General features: G+C 41.6%; 15 protein-coding genes and 1 tRNA gene. 8 read left to right on the top strand and 8 right to left on the bottom strand.

Annotated features, from left to right (window positions below; translation table 11 throughout):
* Positions 1 to 49: 49 nt before the first annotated feature.
* Positions 50 to 967 (top strand): DMT family transporter, encoded by a 918-nt coding sequence (locus tag W7W_RS0119690; protein WP_010665354.1) that lies wholly within the window; start codon positions 50 to 52, stop codon positions 965 to 967.
* Position 968: 1 nt separating this feature from the next.
* Here W7W_RS0119690 and W7W_RS0119685 read toward each other — a convergent pair whose 3' ends face one another.
* Positions 969 to 4,415 (bottom strand): sensor histidine kinase, encoded by a 3,447-nt coding sequence (locus tag W7W_RS0119685; protein WP_234408936.1) that lies wholly within the window; start codon positions 4,413 to 4,415, stop codon positions 969 to 971.
* Between the two features lie 74 nt (positions 4,416 to 4,489).
* Positions 4,490 to 6,994: an endonuclease MutS2 gene (locus tag W7W_RS0119675; protein WP_029510689.1), complete on the bottom strand. Its 2,505-nt coding sequence runs from the start codon at positions 6,992 to 6,994 to the stop codon at positions 4,490 to 4,492.
* A 189-nt stretch (positions 6,995 to 7,183) separates the two neighbouring features.
* On the opposite strand from W7W_RS0119675, the gene W7W_RS0119670 reads away from it, so the two are divergent.
* Positions 7,184 to 8,347 (top strand): CD0519/CD1768 family membrane protein, encoded by a 1,164-nt coding sequence (locus tag W7W_RS0119670; protein WP_010665351.1) that lies wholly within the window; start codon positions 7,184 to 7,186, stop codon positions 8,345 to 8,347.
* A 107-nt stretch (positions 8,348 to 8,454) separates the two neighbouring features.
* Here the strand turns inward: W7W_RS0119670 and W7W_RS0119665 are convergent, their stop codons facing one another.
* Together W7W_RS0119665 and W7W_RS0119660 are read right to left on the bottom strand one after the other, a co-directional pair.
* Positions 8,455 to 8,859: a hypothetical protein gene (locus W7W_RS0119665; RefSeq protein ID WP_010665350.1), complete on the bottom strand. Its 405-nt coding sequence runs from the start codon at positions 8,857 to 8,859 to the stop codon at positions 8,455 to 8,457.
* A gap of 12 nt (positions 8,860 to 8,871) precedes the next feature.
* A complete protein-coding gene (locus tag W7W_RS0119660) occupies positions 8,872 to 9,438 on the bottom strand; it encodes an RNA polymerase sigma factor (RefSeq protein ID WP_010665349.1) in 567 nt (188 codons plus the stop codon).
* A gap of 126 nt (positions 9,439 to 9,564) precedes the next feature.
* Between W7W_RS0119660 and W7W_RS0119655 the strand changes: the two genes are divergently transcribed.
* The gene (locus tag W7W_RS0119655; protein ID WP_010665348.1) at positions 9,565 to 9,924 is read left to right on the top strand and encodes a DUF6249 domain-containing protein; all 360 of its coding nucleotides are present in this window, start codon (positions 9,565 to 9,567) and stop codon (positions 9,922 to 9,924) included.
* A gap of 769 nt (positions 9,925 to 10,693) precedes the next feature.
* On the opposite strand, the gene W7W_RS0119650 is transcribed toward W7W_RS0119655, so the two are convergent.
* The gene (locus W7W_RS0119650; protein ID WP_010665347.1) at positions 10,694 to 10,990 is read right to left on the bottom strand and encodes a transposase; all 297 of its coding nucleotides are present in this window, start codon (positions 10,988 to 10,990) and stop codon (positions 10,694 to 10,696) included.
* Positions 10,991 to 11,411: 421 nt separating this feature from the next.
* Here W7W_RS0119650 and W7W_RS0119640 point away from each other — a divergent pair, with 421 nt between their 5' ends.
* Positions 11,412 to 12,119: a cytidylate kinase-like family protein gene (locus W7W_RS0119640; RefSeq protein ID WP_010665345.1), complete on the top strand. Its 708-nt coding sequence runs from the start codon at positions 11,412 to 11,414 to the stop codon at positions 12,117 to 12,119.
* Between the two features lie 3 nt (positions 12,120 to 12,122).
* On the opposite strand, the gene W7W_RS0119635 is transcribed toward W7W_RS0119640, so the two are convergent.
* On the bottom strand, positions 12,123 to 12,980 hold the full coding sequence (locus tag W7W_RS0119635; protein ID WP_010665344.1) for a fructosamine kinase family protein: 858 nt from the start codon (positions 12,978 to 12,980) through the stop codon (positions 12,123 to 12,125).
* 8 nt (positions 12,981 to 12,988) lie between these two features.
* The gene (locus W7W_RS0119630; RefSeq protein WP_010665343.1) at positions 12,989 to 13,468 is read right to left on the bottom strand and encodes a low molecular weight protein-tyrosine-phosphatase; all 480 of its coding nucleotides are present in this window, start codon (positions 13,466 to 13,468) and stop codon (positions 12,989 to 12,991) included.
* A 254-nt stretch (positions 13,469 to 13,722) separates the two neighbouring features.
* On the opposite strand from W7W_RS0119630, the gene W7W_RS0119625 reads away from it, so the two are divergent.
* Positions 13,723 to 14,040, top strand: a complete 318-nt coding sequence (locus W7W_RS0119625) for a hypothetical protein (RefSeq protein WP_010665342.1) — start codon at positions 13,723 to 13,725, stop codon at positions 14,038 to 14,040.
* Positions 14,041 to 14,390: 350 nt separating this feature from the next.
* Entirely contained in the window at positions 14,391 to 15,707 is a 1,317-nt protein-coding gene (locus tag W7W_RS0119615) for a sigma-54-dependent transcriptional regulator (protein ID WP_010665341.1), read from the top strand.
* On the opposite strand, the gene W7W_RS0119610 is transcribed toward W7W_RS0119615, so the two are convergent.
* A complete protein-coding gene (locus tag W7W_RS0119610; RefSeq protein WP_010665340.1) occupies positions 15,704 to 18,181 on the bottom strand; it encodes an ATP-binding protein in 2,478 nt (825 codons plus the stop codon). The genes W7W_RS0119615 and W7W_RS0119610 overlap by 4 nt on opposite strands.
* Positions 18,182 to 18,331: 150 nt before the next feature.
* On the opposite strand from W7W_RS0119610, the gene W7W_RS0119605 reads away from it, so the two are divergent.
* Together W7W_RS0119605 and W7W_RS0119600 are read left to right on the top strand one after the other, a co-directional pair.
* The gene (locus W7W_RS0119605; protein ID WP_010665339.1) at positions 18,332 to 19,291 is read left to right on the top strand and encodes a J domain-containing protein; all 960 of its coding nucleotides are present in this window, start codon (positions 18,332 to 18,334) and stop codon (positions 19,289 to 19,291) included.
* A gap of 226 nt (positions 19,292 to 19,517) precedes the next feature.
* Positions 19,518 to 19,591 (top strand) — tRNA-Met (locus tag W7W_RS0119600).
* The last annotated feature ends 34 nt before the right edge of the window (positions 19,592 to 19,625 follow it).

The raw sequence follows: 19,625 nt of genomic DNA, 5'->3' as shown, positions 1-19,625 counted from the left end.
CTTTGTAAACGATTTAGGGCAAAAAAGGTTCCAAAACAAATTAAAGCGAATGTTATCAAAATTAAAGAGTACCACTTTTCTGGCCATCCTGGCCTGTCTGCTATGGTCAACTGCATTTGTGGGGATCAAAATAGGGCTGGAATATACCACACCGATGCAGTTTGCGGGGACCCGATTCTTTCTTTCGGGTCTGATGATTTTGCCATTGGTGGCATCGTGGAAAAGATTGTGGAGGGATTTAAAGAAGCACTTCCCGGTATTTTTGAAGATTGCTTTTTTTCAAACCTTTGTGTTGTACACGCTTTTTTACCAGGGGATTAATCTGGTGGAAGGAGCTACAACTGCCATTATTATCGGCTCGCAACCGCTCTTTACGGCTCTGGTGGCACATGTAACCATGAAGAATGATTTGTTGACCATGCGAAAGTTCAGAACCATTGCCATTGGAATAATCGGAATCGTTCTGGTGGCTCTGGAAAAGGGATTGAGTTTCTCAGGCAATACACTGTTTGGGCAGTTGGCAGGAATCGGGATGCTGATATTGGCCAATGTTGCTTCCGGATATGGGAATGTGTTGGTTAGTAAGCAAAGCAGTTTGAATATCTCACCGGTAGGATTGAGCTCTGTTCAGTTGATTATTGGTGGTGCCGCACTTTTTCTGGTCTCTTTATTGGTTGAACAGCCTTTTAGCGGTTTTTCCTTCGAATGGCCATATTATGCATCCCTTTTTTGGTTGAGTTTCTTGTCTGCCGCAGCTTTTTCTTTGTGGTTTACCCTCCTGAACCGACCGGGGGTGAAAGTTTCTGATCTGAACATCTGGAAGTTTATTATTCCTGTTTTCGGGGCTTTTTTTAGTTGGCTCATTATTCCTGATGAGGCTCCCTCTGTATTACAAATATCCGGGATGCTTTTTATCGGTTTATCTTTGGTTCTGTATAATTTTCAGAATCAAAAGAAGCAAGTGTGAGTTAACCTCTTGTGTTATAGGGGATGTAAAAATAAAAAGTGGTTCCCTGTCCCGGGTAGGATCGCAAAGTGATGTCACCCCCCAGTGCAGGCAGAATGCTTTTGACAATACTTAATCCAAGTCCCATCCCTCCATATATTGATTCGGAGGTATTTTCTGCTTTGCGGAATGGTTGAAAAATATTTTTTTGTTCCTCTTCTGTAATTCCGATGCCTGTATCTTCAACCATGAAAATTAACACACGGTGCGGCGGGTCCTCGATTTCCAGATTTGGAATAAAAGAGGTTAGTTCTTTACCGCTGAATTTTCCAACAGATAGCTTTATGTAACCTTCGGGGGTGAATTTTAAAGCATTGCCCATGAGGTTTACGATTACCTGACGCAGCCTGTGTTCATCTGTGAAGACAGCTACTTCTTTCAGAGATTCGGGGATGTCGAGAACCAATTGTAAGTCTGGGCTTTTTCTGGGTTGGAATTCCAGAGTCTTCATTATGTTGTTCAGGAAAGTTCCTAATGTTACAAATTTGGGATGAAAACTCATCTGACCTGTTTCTATTCTGCTGATGTCGATGATGTCATTGATCAAAGCCAACAAATTTTCACCCGACTGCTGGATTAATGCCAGAAATTCAGCTTTGTCATTATCGGAAAGCTCCATGTTATTGAGGAGGGTGGAAAAACCTACGATGGCATTCATCGGAGTTCTGATTTCATGGGACAGGTTAGCAAGAAAAGCTGTCTTCAACCGATCTGATTCCTCCGCTTTAATTTTTGCTTTCTCTAAATCAGCTGTACGCCTGGCCACCAGTTCCTTTAAGTCGTGTCGGTGTATTTCCAGCTCCTGGTTTTGTTGCATTACTTTCCGCTGACTTTCTCTAAGTTCCGTGACTGCTTTCTGAAGATTTCGTGTTTTTTCACGTACAAGTCCGGCCAGTATAATTTTCTGACGCTTAAGAAGCCGCATGCGCATCAGGAAGATGCCCAGAATCAACAGTAAAACAAATAGTCCGAAAGTCCATGCAAACCAGGGTTGGAGATAAAATGGAGCATTCACAATGATTTGAAGAGCGTCTCCTTCTTCATTCCATACATTGTGATTGTTTGCTCCCTTGACTTTTAACTGATATTTTCCCGGAGGAAGATTGGCGTAAGAGATGATGTGTGTGGCAGGAGCTTCAGACCATTCCGAATCAAATCCTTCCAGTTTCCATCTAATCATGTTCTTCTCAGGGTGGCTGAAGTTAAGTACTGATACTCCAATGGAGAGATTGTCGCGTTCATAGGGAATTTCGATGATATCGGATGTAATCTCTTCTACATCAATAGCACTTTGTCCTCCAATCGAACTGTTGGGAATTCCGGTATAGTAACTGGAGATAAATACCGGAGGAACATAATCATTTAGTTTGATGTTTTCCGGGTCAAATTGAACAAACCCGTTGATGCCTCCCATCATTATCTCTCCTTCGGGAGTTACGTGTACTGCCCGTTCGTTAAATTCCTGACAAAAAGTTCCTTCATCCAACCCAAATTCCTGAAGATTTTTTGTTTGAATATTCAACCGTGTAATGCCGTAATCAGTGGAGACCCACAGATTATTTTCGTTGTCTGAACAGACTGCGTAGGTGTTGGTGGATAGTGTTTGGTTGGCATATTCGTCACTAAGATTAAGGGTTTGGGTATTGAGATGCAGAAGACCGCTCCCGAAAGTTGCCAGCCAGATGGAGGTATCATTTTGGGCAGTCATGGAAAGGACATAGTTTCCGCGTGAGTGTTGCCGGGTTTCGGAATTTTTCAGAATTGCCGGAACTTTCCGAAATTCTTTTGTTTCGGTGTCAAAGTGGATGAGGAATTCATTTCTGGTGCCAATCCAGCATCTTGTGTTTTGGTGGGTGAAAACCATATCGGTTACGTGCACGAATTCTGTGCCCCAGGTTTCTAATGGGAATGGGAAGACGGATTTTGTGCCATCTTCGGGGTTGAAAGTCACTATTCCGGCCTGAGAAGTTAACCAGATTTTGTGGTCGGGGCTGACTGCCATGCTGCTTAAATTATTTAAGCGATTTTTTGGGACGGAGTCATGGGAGAAGGTGTGCAATGTAAAATCATTGCTGTTTAAGTTTGATTCAAGCAATCCACCGGAGGAGGCAAGAAATATTTTTCCGTTGAGCTCAACTCCCTCCATGATAATGTTTTGCTTTTTTCCATGATCGGTGTCCAGCATTTTTTCAAATTTCTGATCCGGCCCTTTTTGTCTGAAAAGACCATCGAGGGTCCAGAACCAGGTGCGATGCTTTGAATCTTTCATCAGAAAAAACACCGAGGTGTTTTGAGCATTGGATAGCTTACGAATATCATGCCCCCTGAAAATATGCTTTTGAAAATCGATGGAAGATAATCCGGATGGCGTTCCAGCCAGTAATAGTGGTTGATGTCCGTAAAATTCAAGATCATTAATCTGATTGTTTATTAAGGCACCGTCTTTTTCGGAGGCTATATAGTTTCGAACATTTTCTCCCGATGAATTGGTTTTAAATATTCCGCTATTCACGGTTCCTATCCAGATATTGTCCTGGTGATCTGCAGTGATGCTGGTGATTTGCTCAATGTCAGTGTTTTGCGATAAGAGGGAAGATGTCATGTTTTTTTCATCCCATTTCCATAAATGATTATGAGTGGCAAGTATAATCTCTCCCGAAGATAGTTGAACGATGTCTTTTACCCACTCTTCTTTGGTAAAACCGCCGTCGAAAGATTGTATTCGCTTTAGCAGTGCTCCTTTTTCATCAAAAATAAAAAGGCCCCTTGTTGTGCCTGCATAGGTGAGGTTACCCACTTTTTTGAAGCCAAAAGCAGAGAAGTTTGTATCTCCTTCTGTGGTTGTGATGCGCTCAAATGATTCAGGTTTTTTATGATTCCCGAGATGAACTTTTAATACCCCCTGAAGACTGGTTCCAAGCAGTAAGATAGAGTCGTTTATTTCGCTGATGCTGACAATGTTGTTTAAAAAGCGTTGTCCGTCATTTTCGGATATTGCAGGAAGCCAGGAGTGAAATTTGGCAGTGTTGAAATTGAAAAAATTGAGTCCTCCGAAAACGGTTCCTATCCATAATCCGGAATTGTCGGAAGCCGGTTGCAATGCACTTATATTGTTATTACTCAGAGAGAGACTGTCCTTTTTGTCGTTCTGATAAATGGAAATCATGAGACCATCCCATTTATATAGTCCTCCGGAAGATCCCATCCATATATAGCCATTATTATCGGGAGTTATTACACGTATGTTGGATTGGATGAGCCCATACTGTCGTGTTAGATTATCGAAATAGTATGATGGGGCAGATGCATTATTTCCTTGTACTGTTTTAACCACAAACAATAACAATATGAACCACATGAGCCTTAAAAAGAGTGGTTTCTTAAAAGAGTTGTCCGGGAATAGAGACATAAGTTTTGGTCTAATAAATATGGTAGCTGAAAGGTTAAGTTACAAAAAGATTTTTGTTTTTCGATGAGTCCGGCTTATGAAATTTCTACGATGGTAATTCCGCTTCCACCGTATTGGACATGTTCATCATAATAACGTGAAACAAATGGCAGGGTTGCAATATGTTGACGAATTAATTGCCGCAATATCCCATTCCCTTTGCCATGGAGAATCTTAACTGTTTCTGCACCACAAAGTAATGCCTCGTCCAGGTGATTCAGAACTTTCGTCACTGCTTCTTCTGCACGCATACCACGCACATCTATGTCCGGACTAAAGGACAGTTTTTTGTCTCTCAATCGATCTGAATAAGTGGAACTGCTGCCAGTTGTGTTTTGCCGGAGTGATTTTTTATATTCGTTTTTACTGATGCGTTTTAGTCTGACGGCTTTAATGGTGGTAATAAGTTGTCCAAAGGCCACCACTGCATCCGTCCCATTGACTTCAATGATTTGCCCGGGTACACTTTGTCCCTCAAGAAGCACCGCATCACCCGGTTCAAGCGGCTTGTTGGGGTCTGCTTTTTTTTCGGGAGACTCCTCTGCCAAAGGAGTTTCAGTATCTGTCTCTTTTCTTTTTTTCTTTCCCGACTGTCGGTCCTTAATTTTCCTTATTTTCTTGTCCAGCTTTCTTTGTAACTCCTCATCAACGCCCGATTGTTCAACCCGTTCTTTAAATTCATTCAGGTTTTTACGAAGAGATTTTGTTTTTTCTTTCTCTGCCTGTGCTTCCCTGATTTCCCTGATGGTTTTCTCAATTTCCCGGTTAGCAGATGCCAGTATCTCGTTGGCCTCTTTTTTTGCGGATTCAAGTATTTTGTTGCGTTCGGCTTTCAATTTTTCCAGATCCTGTTCATATCTGGAGGTGATATTTTCCAGTTGTTTGTCTCTGTCGCGGACCGACTGCCGTTTCTTTTCCCAATATCTTTTGTCCCGAATGATTTCACGTAAATGTTTGTCGAAGTTGATGTGTTCTTCTCCCAGCCGGTTTTTTGCTTTTTCCAGAATATTTTCCGGAAGACCTGTTTTTCTGGCAATCTCGAAAGCAAACGAACTTCCCGGTTGTCCCATTTCCAGCTTGAAAAGTGGTTGAATAAGATGGGTGTCAAAAAGCATGGCCCCATTGATGATGCCGGCATTTTCCGAGGCAAAATGTTTCAGGTTGGTGTAATGGGTGGTGATGACTCCGTAAACCTGTTGTTTGTTGAGCTGTTCCAGTACTGCTTCTGCTATGGCACCTCCCAGCATTGGCTCAGTTCCTGTTCCAAACTCATCAATAAGAAGGAGTGACTTTTCATCACAGTGACGGATGAAGTTTTTCATGTTCAGCAGATGGGAGCTGTAGGTACTCAGGTCATTCTCAATGGATTGTTCGTCTCCGATATCCATAAAAATACTGTTGAAGAATCCCATTTGAGAATTTTCACTTACCGGAACAGGCAAGCCGCATTGAAGCATATATTGAAGCAATCCTACTGTTTGAAGACACACAGACTTACCTCCGGCATTGGGACCGGATATAAGTAAAATGCGTTGTTCTTCGTTTAGCTCAATATTCAGAGGAACCACCGGCTTGCCTGCTGCTTTGTTTTGAAGGAAAAGGAGTGGGTGCATGGCTTTTTCCCATATAAAGGCAGTGTTTTTGTGAACTTTTGGAACCGTTCCTTCTATCCTTTTTGCGAACATGGCTTTTGCCCTGATGAAATCAATAATGCCCAGGAACCTGAATGCATATAACATTTCTTCCATGTAGGGGCGAAGAAAGAGAGATAATTCGGAAAGTATTTTTACCAGCTCCCGGCGTTCGGCGTAGTTGAGTTCCCTTATTTCGTTGTTAATTTCTACAATCTCGGCGGGTTCGATGTAGGAGGTTTTACCGGTGGCCGATTCATCCTGTACAATGCCGGAAATTTTACGTTTGTTGGCTGATAAAACGGGGATGACTGCACGCCCGTCACGAATGGAAATGGTGGCTTCCGGATCTACAATTCCTTCCTGTTGAGCCCTTTTTAGTATGGCGGACATTTTACCCGATATACTGCTCTGCTTGCTTTTGATTTCCCTTCGGATGCGTTGAAGTTCCGGAGATGCATTGTCTCGTACCTGTCCGTGTTTGTTAATGATGTTATCGATTTTATCTAATACGGCGGGGTAAACCATCACGGGGTCGGCAAGCGTGTAAAGTGCCGGGAAATCCTCTTTTTCTTTCGATTGAATGAATCTTAATATTTCCCGAACGCTGCCCAGGGCCCGCCGTAGATCAAAAAGTTCGCTGACTTCCAGAAACAGTCCTTCCACCCTTAATTTTTTAAGTGGTTCTCGCACGTCAAAGAAGTTTCCAGCCGGCATCTCCTGTCCGTCATCCGAAATATGCATCATTTCATGGGTTTGCTTCAGCCAGGTGACGACATTTTCATAGTGATTCGAAAAAGTCATCTTTTCTGCGCGTTCGCGTCCCATTTCACTCAGGCATCCTTCTGTAATGAAAGTTCCTATCTTATTGAAGGCTAATTTTTGTTCAAATGTATCCGGGTATATCACAATCGTCTCTTTTGCTGCAAAATTAAATAAAAGATCGGGCTGTTCATGCACTGCGGGTTGTTAAAATGCTGATATAATTCATGTGAGAGGACTTCGAAATAATGAGAATCGTCTGTTTTTTTGAAGTTGTCACCTCCTAAATTAGCACCGATATTCAATTGTGTTTTTACTATTAAAAAATGGATAAAAATGGGGGCTGTTAGTAAACTCAGAGAGCGTGGTTTTTTGGAGCGGCGGCGATATGAAGCGGTAGTGTTTCTGTTAGTTTCGGGGCTGTTTTTCGGGTATCTGGGCAGCGAAATGGGAATGGCCAATTTGTTAAATACCCTGATGCGGACAGCGCACGATTTGTTGATGAATACTGTGTTGTTTATTTTGGGGATAACGGTGCTGACAGGTGCGCTGGGGAAATTGATGATTGAATTTGGTGTGGTACGATTGCTTGAGTTGTTGCTGGCACCTCTCATGCGCCCGTTGTTTAAACTTCCAGGAGTTGCGTCACTGGCAGGATTGATGACTTTTTTTTCAGACAATCCGGCAATTATAAGTCTTGCCAACGATAAGCATTTTAACAGGTTTTTTAAGAAAAAGGAACTGCTCTCCCTGACAAACTTTGGAACGGCTTTTGGCATGGGGCTTATTGTGCTTGCTTTTATGAGTAGCCTGGGTTTCTTTAAGGGAGCCATGATTGGATTGGTTGGAGCTGTGGCCGGTGCCATTGTCAGTACACGCATGATGCAGTATCTTCTTAGAGGTCTTCCTGAAGGAGATGAGGAAATATCAAGAAAAGATGGAAATATTGAGAAGGTAAGATTCGATTCTAAAGGACCGGTGTTTCAACGATTTTTGAATGCAGTACTTGACGGAGGAAAGTCAGGCGTTGACCTGGGATTATCCATTATACCGGGAGTTTTGGTAATCAGTACTTTTATTATGGTTGTTACTTTTTCGGTGAGTGATCCATCTGTTGGCTATCAGGGGCTTGCTTATGAGGGGGTACCGCTACTACCGCGGCTTGCGGGTTATTTTTCCGGAGTATTTGAATTTTTGTTTGGCTTTGAGCACCCGGAACTGATTGCCTTTCCGGTTACTTCCCTCGGAGCGGTGGGAGCTGCTTTGTCGATGGTGAAAGCATTTGTGGCCCAGGGTATTGCCGGGGGTAACGAGATTGCTGTTTTTACTGCCATGGGAATGTGTTGGAGTGGTTATTTGAGCACGCACACAGCCATGCTTGACACGCTGGGCTATAGGGAACTTACCTCAAAAGCTCTTTTGGCACATACACTGGGAGGAGTGGTGGCCGGTATTGTGGCTCACTTAATTTTTGTCTTAATCAGTTATTTCGGGTATTGAGTAATCCTGATTTTCTATCATTGGTGTCCGGTAAAAAGCCGGAGACAGTTTGACAGCCCAAAGTCATATTCCATGTAGTGACGTTTGGTAAAGTCAAAACCAGCAGGCTATATGTTTGATAATTTCTGCAAAAGCTGATCTATTGCCAGCAGAAGCCCTACCGCCAGTGAAGCTCCCAAAACCAGCAAATGAACAGGTTCGACCCATGAATAGAGCGATTGAAAGGCACCTCCAAAATTATCGACCCATTGAAAATGGCTTTCGCCGGTAAAAAGCCCTGCATCGTACATGAAACCCAGGGCAAAAAGCACCAATACTGCCGGGACGATCCACCAACGATTTTGCTTATCCACAATGGGCGTATAAAAACGGGGTTGTGAAACCCAATCGGCCATTACCTGGTTCATTACCCTCCGGTTAAAATCGTCTGAAGGAATGTGATCAGGTTGAAATTGCGTTTTGAAAAGGTCTCTTATTTTCCGGTCTTCTATTTCTTCTTTTTGTTTTTCCATGATATTTTCCCTTTAAATCAGTGAATCAACCTCGTTTCGGAGTATTGATTGCAACATTTTATGAAGGTTTTGTCTTCCTCTGAAAAGTTTTACTTTTACATTGGAGGGCGATAATCCGGTAATTTCCACAATCTCCTCCACCTTTTTATCTTCATAATAAAAGAGCGTCAGGATTGTGGCTTCATCTCCCTTTAATTTTTTCAGGGCCTCTTTTAAAAATTTGCTTCTGTCACCTTCCCACAGGATATCTCCGGGAGTCTCACTTTCCACTGGGTGAAAGGTTGCTTCGTTTATTGACACCTCTCTGTTTTTTGTTTTTCTCAATCTGGAAATGGCCTGTCGGTAAGCAATACGGTATATCCAGGTTGAAAAAGCCGAACGTCCTTCAAATGAATCCAGCGCTTTGTAAGCTTTGAAAAATGTATCCTGAGCAACTTCTTCAGCATCCGGTTCGTTTTTTAAAACCTGAAGTGCCAGGGTATAAACCATGTGACGGTACTTGTCGATTAGTATCGAGTAGGCACCCACGTCGCCCTGCTTTATCTTTTTTATTATTTGTTTTTCTTCTCCGGTTTTCATTGTAAGGGTAAGACGCCCCGCATTTAAAGATGGTTACAAGTTACGAATAAAAAAAAAATCAGGCCAGTTTGTAACCGAACAAAAAGAGATGGCGTCCAATGGACAAAACCAATAAAAATAAACGTTATGAGTAGTGTAGAAATAGTTGTTCCGGTAGCATTTTTTGGAATGATATTCGGAATTGTTGTGTTGGTAACTTATTACCGCAACAAAAGGATGGAACGGATGGCATTAATCTCCTCCGGGCGTGATGCATCTATTTTTAAAGAAGAAGAGAAAATAACCAAACTGAGTTCTCTGAAATACGGAATCTTTTTGGTAGGTCTGGCCATTGGGTTTGTTGTTGGCGATTTGATGGCTTTGGCGGGATCTGTAACTGAGTGGGTGGCATATATTTCCATGATTTTCCTTTTCGGAGGTGTCTCTTTGCTTGTTTTTTATTTGATTGCCCGTAAAGTTGTAAAATCAGGGAAAGAGTCTGATTAACAGAGTGGAAATATTAATCAAAATGGTGTAATTTTCAGCAAAAGAGCGATAATTAACTTTAATTAACCATTCAGGTTGTCCATTTTACACTCAATTGATCATATTTGTAATAGGGATTTTTTCATAAAACTTGGATTTAAAATGACTGGATTAAAGAAAGAAGAAAACTTCTTTCTTTTCCAGTTGTTTTTTTAACTTCATTTAACTATGATTGGGTGGTTTTTAAATGAATTATGACTTAAGTTTGTAATAGATTTTTTTTCATAGATTTGGATTTGGTTAACAAAGCTGATTTAAGGGAAAAGGACAGGTGGAATTATTTTCACTGTCCTTTTTTTTTGTCTGTATTTTTATGCGCAGTTAACCTGGTTTGTACATAAGACAGGTAAGGTGTAAACAGGTTGAAAGCCTGAGATCAATAGGGTTTTGAGGTATCCCGCACTCCCCCTCTCATTATTGGTCGCGACCAATAATGAGAGGGGGAGAATTTATTACAATTTCCCTGGGGCGTTGCCCCAGGCTATTGCTTGTGCCCCTTCAGAGCGGATGCTATGACCCGTTACAAAACTGTTTTTCATCGTGGGGTTGAGATTCATGAATTCAAAAATTGCATTTCCCTTGCGTTTGTTGAACCTTTTGAGGGATTAAAAATATGTCCATTCTGAAACCATGTTTCAACAGGCCAACGGCCTATAAGCAACAGCATAGGGCAACGACCTATGATAAATACCTAAGAATATAAGTAGAGCCCTGAAGGGGCGAAAGCAACCTAATCCCAAATATACCGCTCATCGTAGTCAATATTGTAATTTTTCAAGAACTTGCGGAATTCATCTTTAAAAGTCATTTTTTTATGATGTTTATCCTGATTTTCAATATACCTTTTTACAACATCAGCTTCTTTTGGATTTACTGAAAAAATACCATACCCTCTTTGCCAGGAAAATTTGGAAAATTTTGGATCAACCTGTTTAGCCTGTTTTATTAATGAATCTTTGTAATGAAACGAGCATGGCAAAAGATGCCACAAAAGACAATGTATAAATCTCTTACATGCGAGTTCCATCAGACCAATAACTTAGATAAATTTTATACTGATGAAATGCTTAGATACCAGTAAATACAAGAAACCGCAGACAAATATAAAGCTGGAAATAGGGAGCTGTTTTCAAATCAAATTTGGCGAGGACACTTGTATTTCGCTGATAGTTGAGCATTGGAATAGATTGTTTATGAATAAAACAGGTTGAATTAAAGCAAAAGTTTAACAAGCTTTAAACCCGTTTTAGTGTTGTTAATACAAAAAAACCCGATATTTGCATTGTAGATTTTTTTCATAGACTTGGATTTGGTTAGCAAATGCTGATTTAAAGGGAAAGGGCAGAGGATTCTGCCCTTTTTTATTTTATTTTTTCGGGAAAAATCTTTAAATTTAAAAACAGATACCAGTTTTCCTGGTTTGACAGGGCTGATAAATGACAAATGTTATGGATAATCTGTTTTTAAAATACATGCGGGAGCGCACCGGTCGGAAGAAAACCGCCCAGGGACCCAGTTTTGAATCTCCGGGACCGGTAATTACCATATCCCGTGAGTATGGCTGTCCGGGACGCCGAATTGCCCGTCAATTGGCTGAAACACTCACTGCAAAAAACCGGGCTCAGGGAAACAATCGTGACTGGAGATGGATTAGTAAGGAGATTATTGAAGAATCTGCCCGGGAACTGAAGCTTTCTCCCGGCATGATGGAGGATTTATCTGAATACAGGGAGCGTGGTTTTTTTGAAAATCTTGCGCTCTTCTTCTCTGACGAGTATTATCCTGGTGATGTAAAAATCAAAAATACGATTGCAAAGTTTATTTTTAATGCCTCTACCCAAGGCAATGTGGTTATTGTGGGGCGTGCTGCCGAGGCAATTACCAAGAACTTTGCAAATTCACTTCACATAAAAATCCAGGCACCTTTGACATGGCGTGCAGAAAGGGTTGCAGAAACGCAGGGGATGACCATTCAGGAAGCCCGTAAGGAAGCTATTGAAATGGATCATCGAAGAACCATGTTTCGCAATTATTTTGAGAAAGAACGGCCTGATATTGATTATTTCGACATTTTCTTTAATTGCTCGACCCTTCCAGATGAGGAAATTATAGAGTCTATCGTAATTTTGGCTGAATCCAGAGGTTTTGTTGTTTAAATTTCAAGCTTTCGTTAATTGTCGGAGTAATTGAATGGCCTGTCCGTAATAACTTGAGCCAAACAGGTTCAGGTGGTTCAATACGTGGTATAAAAGATAAGCAGGTTCACGTTTTGAAGCCCCCGGTTTTAGGGGGTATGCTTCTTCATACGCCCGATATAAATCTGCTGAAAAACCTCCGAATAATTTTGTCATTGCCAGATCAGCTTCTCTGTGACCATAATATACTGCCGGATCAATCAAAACGGGGTTTCCTGTTTCATCAATCATATAGTTTCCTCCCCATAAGTCACCATGCAGAAGAGCAGGCGGTTCCTCGCTCTCCTTCAGAATTTTCTCCAATACAGATTCCAGCTTTGCAATCAGTGAGGCAAGAGTAGCATCGGCATACCCGTTTTTTTCAGCAAGTCGAAACTGGTAGAGGATTCTCTTATTCCAGTAGAATAGAGGCCAGTTGTTTTCTTCCTCTCCGGAGACAATATTTTTTTGAGGAGTGGAGCCGATGAAGTTGTCTTCAAAAAATCCAAAGCCCTTTGCTGATTGCTGATGAACAAGTGCCAGACGACGGCCAAACTCCATGAAAAAATCGGTTCTCTTTATTCCGCTTTCGATGTGCTCAAGAATCAGGAAGTCCTCACCTGAAAACATAACCTTAGGAACCCTGATGGCATTGGAGCGTGCAAGTTCCTCAAGGCCGTGGGCTTCTTTCTCAAACAAACCGTTGCTAAATCCCTGCTTGAGAAAATATTTTTGTCCCGCCCGGGTGGAAATAACCTGCGAATCTGCGATGCAACCTCCTCCGACAGAGGACATGCTTACAGGTTCTTCCCCAAGAATCTTTGTTAGCTTGTCCTTATTCATATCATGGTTTATTTCTGGTTTTTCAAAAAATTAAGCAAGCCCCTGCAGGCAGATTCAAGAAGATCCAAAACCAGTTCAAATCCTTCATCACCGCCGTAATAAGGGTCCGGAACTTCCTCGTAATGGCAGTGGTTGCAGAAGTCTGTCATCTTAAATATTTTGGTGGCAGCATTTGTTCCTGCAGCCAGTTGTTCCAGGTCTCGTATATTCTGATTATCCATTCCGATAATCATATCAAATACCCTGAAGTCTGTTATGGGATCAACCGGACGACTTATGCTGGTAAGATTATACCCTCTTTTGGTGGCATGCCGTTGCATTCTTGCATCTGCCGGACCTCCCGCGTGGTAGTCCGTTATTCCCGCTGAATCTACTATGAAATATTCCTGAAGTCCTTCTTTTTCAATCAATCCTTTAAAAACTGCTTCGGCACTTGGGGATCGGCAAATATTCCCCAGGCAAACGAATAGTATTTTCTTTTTTTCCATAATTAATGAGTCTTTCTGCAAATATAGTTTTTTTAAGATTGAAGGTCGCAGAATTCCACAGTGTGTGGATATTGTTCCTCAATGCGTCAGATTTTGTTTTGGTATTGATTGATGGAGTTGTTCGTGTAAGGCTCTTGTAGTCACTGTATTTGATGGTATCTCGGTTCGCGGGGCTTTTATTGTGGCACACTCTTTTCAATACATAAGGCAACAGACAAGTATAATTTTAAATGTTTAACCAAAAAGTAAAAGTTATGAAAAGGAAATTTTTATTTGTATTGACGAGTGTGTTTTTTTTGGCAGTGACTCCGTTTGTTTCTGCAATGGCTATGGACAATGTGACAACTGCTGTTGAGCAGGAGTTGACCTTCACCGATATTGAGGTGAGCGAAGTTCCCTCAGAAGTAATCGAAGCTGCCAAAAAAGAGTTTCCCGGAACTGAAGTGGAAAAAGCACAAGTTGCTGAAGTGTCCGGAGAGAAGATCTATAAGATTGTTGTGAAAAATTCCGATGATGTTAATCAAACCGGACTTTACAACAGCAATGGGGACAGTTATGTTCCTGAGGCTTAGATTCACTTTATGACACTTTAAAACACGGTTAATTAATTGAATTTTAAAAACCAGGCCCCTTTCTGGCAATTAGCCTGCTTTATTCATAATTTATTTATTACGATGTTCAACTACCTGCGAAATACAGCCGTCCTCAACAAAATTGATTTGAAAATAATCTATTATTTCCTGCATCCATTTTGTCTGCGGTTGGTTGTATTTCCTGAAATTTGAACATCTCATCACAACAATTCATGAATAAAGCAGGTTAGGGCGTATCCGGATTTCCGGGTGCGCCTTTTTGTTGTATTTTTCGGAGGCCGGGGTAAAATTCATTATCTTTAAAGCTGTAAAATGAACTTTTACAGGGTATGCAAAAAAAAATATTAATTGTAGACGACGATACATCATTTGGCATGATGGTCAGCGGTTTTCTGAAAAAGAAGGGGCATGACTCCGTTCTGGCAGGAAATGTTTCCGGAGCTGTTGGCTTGCTTAATAGAGAGTCATTCGATTTGGTTCTTACGGATTACCGCCTGCCAGATGGCACAGGCATGGATGTATTGGAAAAAAGTAAACTGCTTGCTTCAAATATTCCTGTGGTGTTGATTACCGCCTATTCGGAAATAAGGGTTGCTGTAGATGCTATTAAGAAAGGGGCTTACGAGTATATAACAAAGCCGGTTAACGCCGATGAGTTGTTGCATGTGGTAACCAATACTCTTAAAAATAACCAAAAGAGCTCTTCTTCCAATTCGGATTATCTTTCCGGCGACGGAGAAGAAGCCCGTCGCATGGAGGAGCACCTCCGGCTGGTAGCACCCACCGAAGTGGCTGTGCTAATCCAGGGAGAAAGCGGAACAGGTAAGGAGTATGTTGCCAGGCGTATTCATGAGTTGAGCAATCATGCTGATGCACCATTTGTTGCTGTTGACTGTGGGGCCCTGACCCCCGAAATAGCCTCAAGTGAGCTTTTTGGGCATATAAAAGGGAGCTTTACCGGAGCTGTGGATAATAAAGTTGGTCATTTTGAAAATGTGGGCAACGGGACCATCTTTTTAGATGAAGTCGGAAACCTGAGTTATGAAGTGCAGGTTAAGCTTCTTCGGGCAATTCAGGAACGACGGGCACGAAGACTTGGAAGCAATACGGAATTTGCTATTGAAGCCCGTATTGTTGCCGCGACCAATGATGACTTGCGAAACAGTTCGCTTAACGGAACATTCAGGGAAGATCTTTATCACCGGTTGAATGAATTTCAGATTTCGGTGCCGCCTTTACGCACAAGGCGCGCTGATCTTTTGAAGTATTCACATTTCTTTTTGGAGAAGGCTGCAGCGGAGTTTGGAAAGGAAATTAAAGGGTTTTCCGAACCGGTACTTGGAGTTTTCGGACGTTACGAGTGGCCAGGCAATTTAAGGGAGTTGCGCAATGTTGTACGTCGGTCGGTTTTGTTGACGCAGGGCGATTATGTGGAAAGAACATCAATCCCTCCGGAGTTGGAAATACCTTCTGTAAAAACAGATCAGAAACTAAATTTATCTGATGCGCGCAATGCTACTGAAAAGCAGTTGATTGAAGAAGCACTCTTAAAAACCCGTCACAATAAAAGTGAAACCGCCCGGTTGCTGGGCATGGACAGGAAAACATTGTACAATAAAATGCAAAAACTGAATATAGAGTATTAATCTCTTTCAAATATTGCTTCCGACAACTCTTTTTCAACAATGTTCCAGTGCTTTTTCAAACGTTTCAATCCTCTTTTTAACTCGGGCGTATTTCCTGGTTTTTTCCCGAGGATTTCAATGCCCTTGAGAATTACAGATCCTTTTGATATGCCAAATTGTCTGAAGCCTGTTTGCATTTTATGAGCATGTTCGGCTATGGTTCCATGCTTTTTTGAGGAAATAAGTTTTGATAATTCAGAAAGATTCTTTTTTGTATCGGCAATAAAAGTTTCGGTTATGGTGGTCAGAAACTCCTTGTCATCTCCTGTAAATGAGGTTATCCCGGACAGGTCGAAGTTTTGCCTGTCAACAGCGATTGAAGGTGAAGCATTTTTTTTCTTTACCTTCTCCTCATCCTTTTCCTGAATTCGGGCAACTCTTTTTAGCAGGTCTTCTTTTGAGAATGGTTTAGGCAGAATGAAAACCTGGTTTGTTTTTGCCAAATCTTCTATGGAGGCATGTTCATTTACAGCTGCAGATAGCAGCAGGATAGGAGTGTTGTGATTTTCCCGAACTTTTTTAATAAACTCAATACCATTAAGACCCGGCATTCTCAGGTCCGTTACAATAAGTGAGAATTTTTCTCCGTCCAAATGCTTTAAAGCTTCAATCGCGGACCTGAAACCGGTAACCTGAGCCTTTTCTGCTAAAAATCCCTTTATGAGTTTTTCAATGAGCGGGTCATCATCCACAATCAGGATTTTCTCTTGGCTAAGTGCTTCTTTTTTAGGGTGTTTCCCTTGTTTGGTGGATCTTTTCTCTTCATGATGAGGAATTGAAAATTGAAAAGTACTTCCCTCGCCGGGTTTACTTACCACATTTATCTGTCCTCCCATGGCTTCTGTAAGCTTTTTGCTGATGGCAAGTCCCAGACCGGTTCCTTTCTCGATAGTTTTTTGAGGAGAAAACTGTTTGAATTCATCAAAAATATATGGTGCCTTTTCCTCCGGAATGCCGGGGCCAGTGTCACTCACCTCAAAAATTAATTGGTTTTTCCGGATGTTGAAACTCAGATGAACCCTCCCCTTGTCTGTAAATTTTATGGCATTACCCGTCAGGTTGAAGAGAATTTGCTTTAATCTTGTGCGGTCAGCAACAAATGCAAGATCTTCGGGGATTGCAGAGAAAGAGAAATCCAGATGCTTCTGGTCAGCTTTGGGCTTTAATGTCAGATACGTTTCCTGAAGCAATTTTCCTGAGATAATTTGCTCTTTTTGTAATTGCAGTTTTCCTTCCTGAAGTGTTGAATAATCCAGAATGTCATTAACCAGTGAAAGGAGGTGAAGAGCTGAATTGTGTATGATGGAGGCGGACTCGCTTTCGCTCTGTATGAGTTCTGAGAAACCAATGATAGCCGTTAAGGGAGTACGGATTTCATGACTCATATTGGCCAGAAATTTTTCTTTCACTTTCATAAGGGAGGAAATTTTTTCCCGGGAGGCAATGAGTTCTTCTTTGTATCGGCGACTTCTTTTTAAATCACTTCCAATCCGGATGATGAAACTTAATATGATTAGAAGACCCGATAAGCCTAATATGATGACTTTTAAGAATATGTCTGTTTTTAAGTTCTCCAGTTGCTTCTGGTGTTTTTCAGACTCTTTGATTGCTTGTTCTTCCAACTTTTTTACAAAGGTCCTGATGGTAGCGGTCAGCTGGTTTTCCAGAAGGATTAGCCCTTGTTCACGTCTGGACAAGAGACTGGTAAAGTGTTTGTCCTGTTCTTCTATTTTTTGTAATTGTTGCTTTACTTCTTTTAAAACCGGTCCTTCAATTGTTCTGGTGATGGTTGATGAATCCACGATTTGGGCTATGTTGGCCGACTTTGCCGGCGGTGAATCAGGTTCGTTCTTTTTCCCTGAGAGGAAACTGGCTATACGTCCAAAAAAACTTTTCTGGTCAGGTGTGGTATTTGTTGTCTCCACAGAATCAGAAACGTGTACGCTCGACCAGGTAATTTTGTCGATTTGAATGCTTAAGCTATCCGGCAGTAATGGAACAATTTCACCATAACGTTGGCGATATCGGTTGATTTCACTTAATTCAAAGATGTTTTGAGTTTCTTGGTGTTTTTTGTTTATCAGGTTTTCAAGAGTATCTGTATAAGCAAGATAGGAGCTGTCGGCGAACAGTTTTCGCAGGTTTTCCAGACTTTGATGGAGTGAGTCCTGTAAACCGAGATAAGCTTTTTGCTCTTTTCTAATTCCTTTGATGCGATAACTCCTGGCTTTACCATCTGCTTCCTGAAGGTGGAACATCAGTTCGTTGAGGGCCATCAGGCGTTTGTTTAGAGGGTCTTCCTTTTGGCTTTCGTGTAAATAACGGATAATGCCTGTATAGCTGATGAAGAAAGCCAGCACAGCAATAATCAGAAAAAGAAAGAAGCCTGTGGTTACTTTCCGGTTGATGCTCTTTTCAGGGAAATTATGGTGCATAATTCTGTCTTTTGAATCTCGGGTTTTGATGTCATTTTGTCAACCACAGGTGTCTGGTTTTCTGTGTTTTTGGTCATTTTGTCGGATGTTGAGTTTCTTCTTTAAACTGGCTCAGACTTTGCAATAGTTTGAAGAAAAAACCATACCAAAATGCAATATAAGAATTACTATAAAACATTAGGCGTATCAAAAAATGCTACTCAGGATGAGATTAAAAAGGCTTATCGAAAACTTGCCGTTAAATATCATCCCGATAAAAATCCTGATGATAAAGAAACTGAGAACAAATTTAAGGAAATAAATGAAGCTTATGAGGTACTGAAGGATCCTGAGAAACGTAAGAAGTACGATCAGCTGGGCTCCAATTGGAAGCAATATGAGAATGCAGGGTACGGTGGAGCACAAGGTTCAGGTTTTGGAGGTTTTGACTGGTCGCAGTTTGGAGGGCAGCCCGGAAGTGGCCGTTCTTATTCTTTTGGAGGTGATATGGGGGACGTGTTTGGCAGTTCGGGTGGTTTCTCCGATTTCTTCAATATGTTTTTTGGAGGAATGGGAGGAGCCGGAACCACCGGGTTTGGAGGTTCTCGTGCTGCTAAAGGGCAGGATTTGAAAGCCGATCTGGAATTGTCTGTTAGCGAGGCTTATCACGGAGCTACCCGTATTCTGAATGTTGATGGGAGAAAACTCAGGGTTAATATAAAACCCGGAGCTTATATGGGACAGGAGTTAAGGATTAAAGGTAAAGGAGCTCCCGGACCAGGTGGTGGTCAAAATGGGGATATTTATCTGAGAATTAAAATCCAGTCCGACACAGAATTTAGAATAGATGGCCGCAATATAATAAAAGAGGTTCCTGTTGACTTCTTTACCGCAGCTTTGGGCGGTAAGGTTCGTGTCAATACACCAGGAGGGGTGGTCAATGTGACCATCCCCAAAGGAACACAGCCCGGACGTACCTTCCGCCTGAAGGGGAAAGGAATGCCTGCTTCCAGACAAGAAGGCGGTTTTGGCGATCTTTTACTACGCTTAAAAGTAACAGTGCCTGATAATCTTTCGCCCGAAGAAGAAACGCTGGTTAAGCAGTGGAGAGAATTGCGGAAGAGAAAATAGTGTGTTCAATTGTCGATAATAGAGAGTATTAGCGGTTCGTGGATAAAAAAAAGCTGTTTTTTATGGCATTAAAATTGGAGAATATCACCAAATCACCTACATTTGCAACCGCAAAACGGAAATAAAAGGTTTGCGGAATTAATGGTGAGGTAGTTTAGCTGGTTAAAGCGTTCCGATTAAAATCGGGAAGGTCAGCTGAACAAAGCCAAGAAAAGAAAACAATAATGGCGAGGTAGCTCAGCTGGTTAGAGCGCATGATTCATAATCATGAGGTCGGCGGTTCAAGCCCGCCTCTCGCTACGAAGGGTTAGAACTTAACAGTTTTAACCCTTTT

The organism is Marinilabilia salmonicolor JCM 21150, from assembly GCF_000259075.1.
In the GTDB taxonomy this organism is placed as follows: Bacteria; Bacteroidota; Bacteroidia; order Bacteroidales; family Marinilabiliaceae; genus Marinilabilia; species Marinilabilia salmonicolor.
Note: the sequence above shows the minus strand (reverse complement) of the source record. Positions and strands in the feature narration are given on the sequence as shown.

What these genes read in the sequence shown, in the direction of transcription:
- W7W_RS0119635 (WP_010665344.1), bottom strand. Translation starts at nt 12,980, where the DNA reads ATGAATAAGGACAAGCTAACAAAGATTCTTGGGGAAGAACCTGTAAGC.
- W7W_RS0119650 (WP_010665347.1), bottom strand. Translation starts at nt 10,990, where the DNA reads ATGGAACTCGCATGTAAGAGATTTATACATTGTCTTTTGTGGCATCTT.
- W7W_RS0119685 (WP_234408936.1), bottom strand. Translation starts at nt 4,415, where the DNA reads ATGTCTCTATTCCCGGACAACTCTTTTAAGAAACCACTCTTTTTAAGG.
- W7W_RS0119625 (WP_010665342.1), top strand. Translation starts at nt 13,723, where the DNA reads ATGAAAAGGAAATTTTTATTTGTATTGACGAGTGTGTTTTTTTTGGCA.
- W7W_RS0119630 (WP_010665343.1), bottom strand. Translation starts at nt 13,468, where the DNA reads ATGGAAAAAAAGAAAATACTATTCGTTTGCCTGGGGAATATTTGCCGA.
- W7W_RS0119665 (WP_010665350.1), bottom strand. Translation starts at nt 8,859, where the DNA reads ATGGAAAAACAAAAAGAAGAAATAGAAGACCGGAAAATAAGAGACCTT.
- W7W_RS0119615 (WP_010665341.1), top strand. Translation starts at nt 14,391, where the DNA reads ATGCAAAAAAAAATATTAATTGTAGACGACGATACATCATTTGGCATG.
- W7W_RS0119660 (WP_010665349.1), bottom strand. Translation starts at nt 9,438, where the DNA reads ATGAAAACCGGAGAAGAAAAACAAATAATAAAAAAGATAAAGCAGGGC.
- W7W_RS0119605 (WP_010665339.1), top strand. Translation starts at nt 18,332, where the DNA reads ATGCAATATAAGAATTACTATAAAACATTAGGCGTATCAAAAAATGCT.
- W7W_RS0119690 (WP_010665354.1), top strand. Translation starts at nt 50, where the DNA reads ATGTTATCAAAATTAAAGAGTACCACTTTTCTGGCCATCCTGGCCTGT.
- W7W_RS0119670 (WP_010665351.1), top strand. Translation starts at nt 7,184, where the DNA reads ATGGGGGCTGTTAGTAAACTCAGAGAGCGTGGTTTTTTGGAGCGGCGG.
- W7W_RS0119610 (WP_010665340.1), bottom strand. Translation starts at nt 18,181, where the DNA reads ATGCACCATAATTTCCCTGAAAAGAGCATCAACCGGAAAGTAACCACA.
- W7W_RS0119655 (WP_010665348.1), top strand. Translation starts at nt 9,565, where the DNA reads ATGAGTAGTGTAGAAATAGTTGTTCCGGTAGCATTTTTTGGAATGATA.
- W7W_RS0119640 (WP_010665345.1), top strand. Translation starts at nt 11,412, where the DNA reads ATGGATAATCTGTTTTTAAAATACATGCGGGAGCGCACCGGTCGGAAG.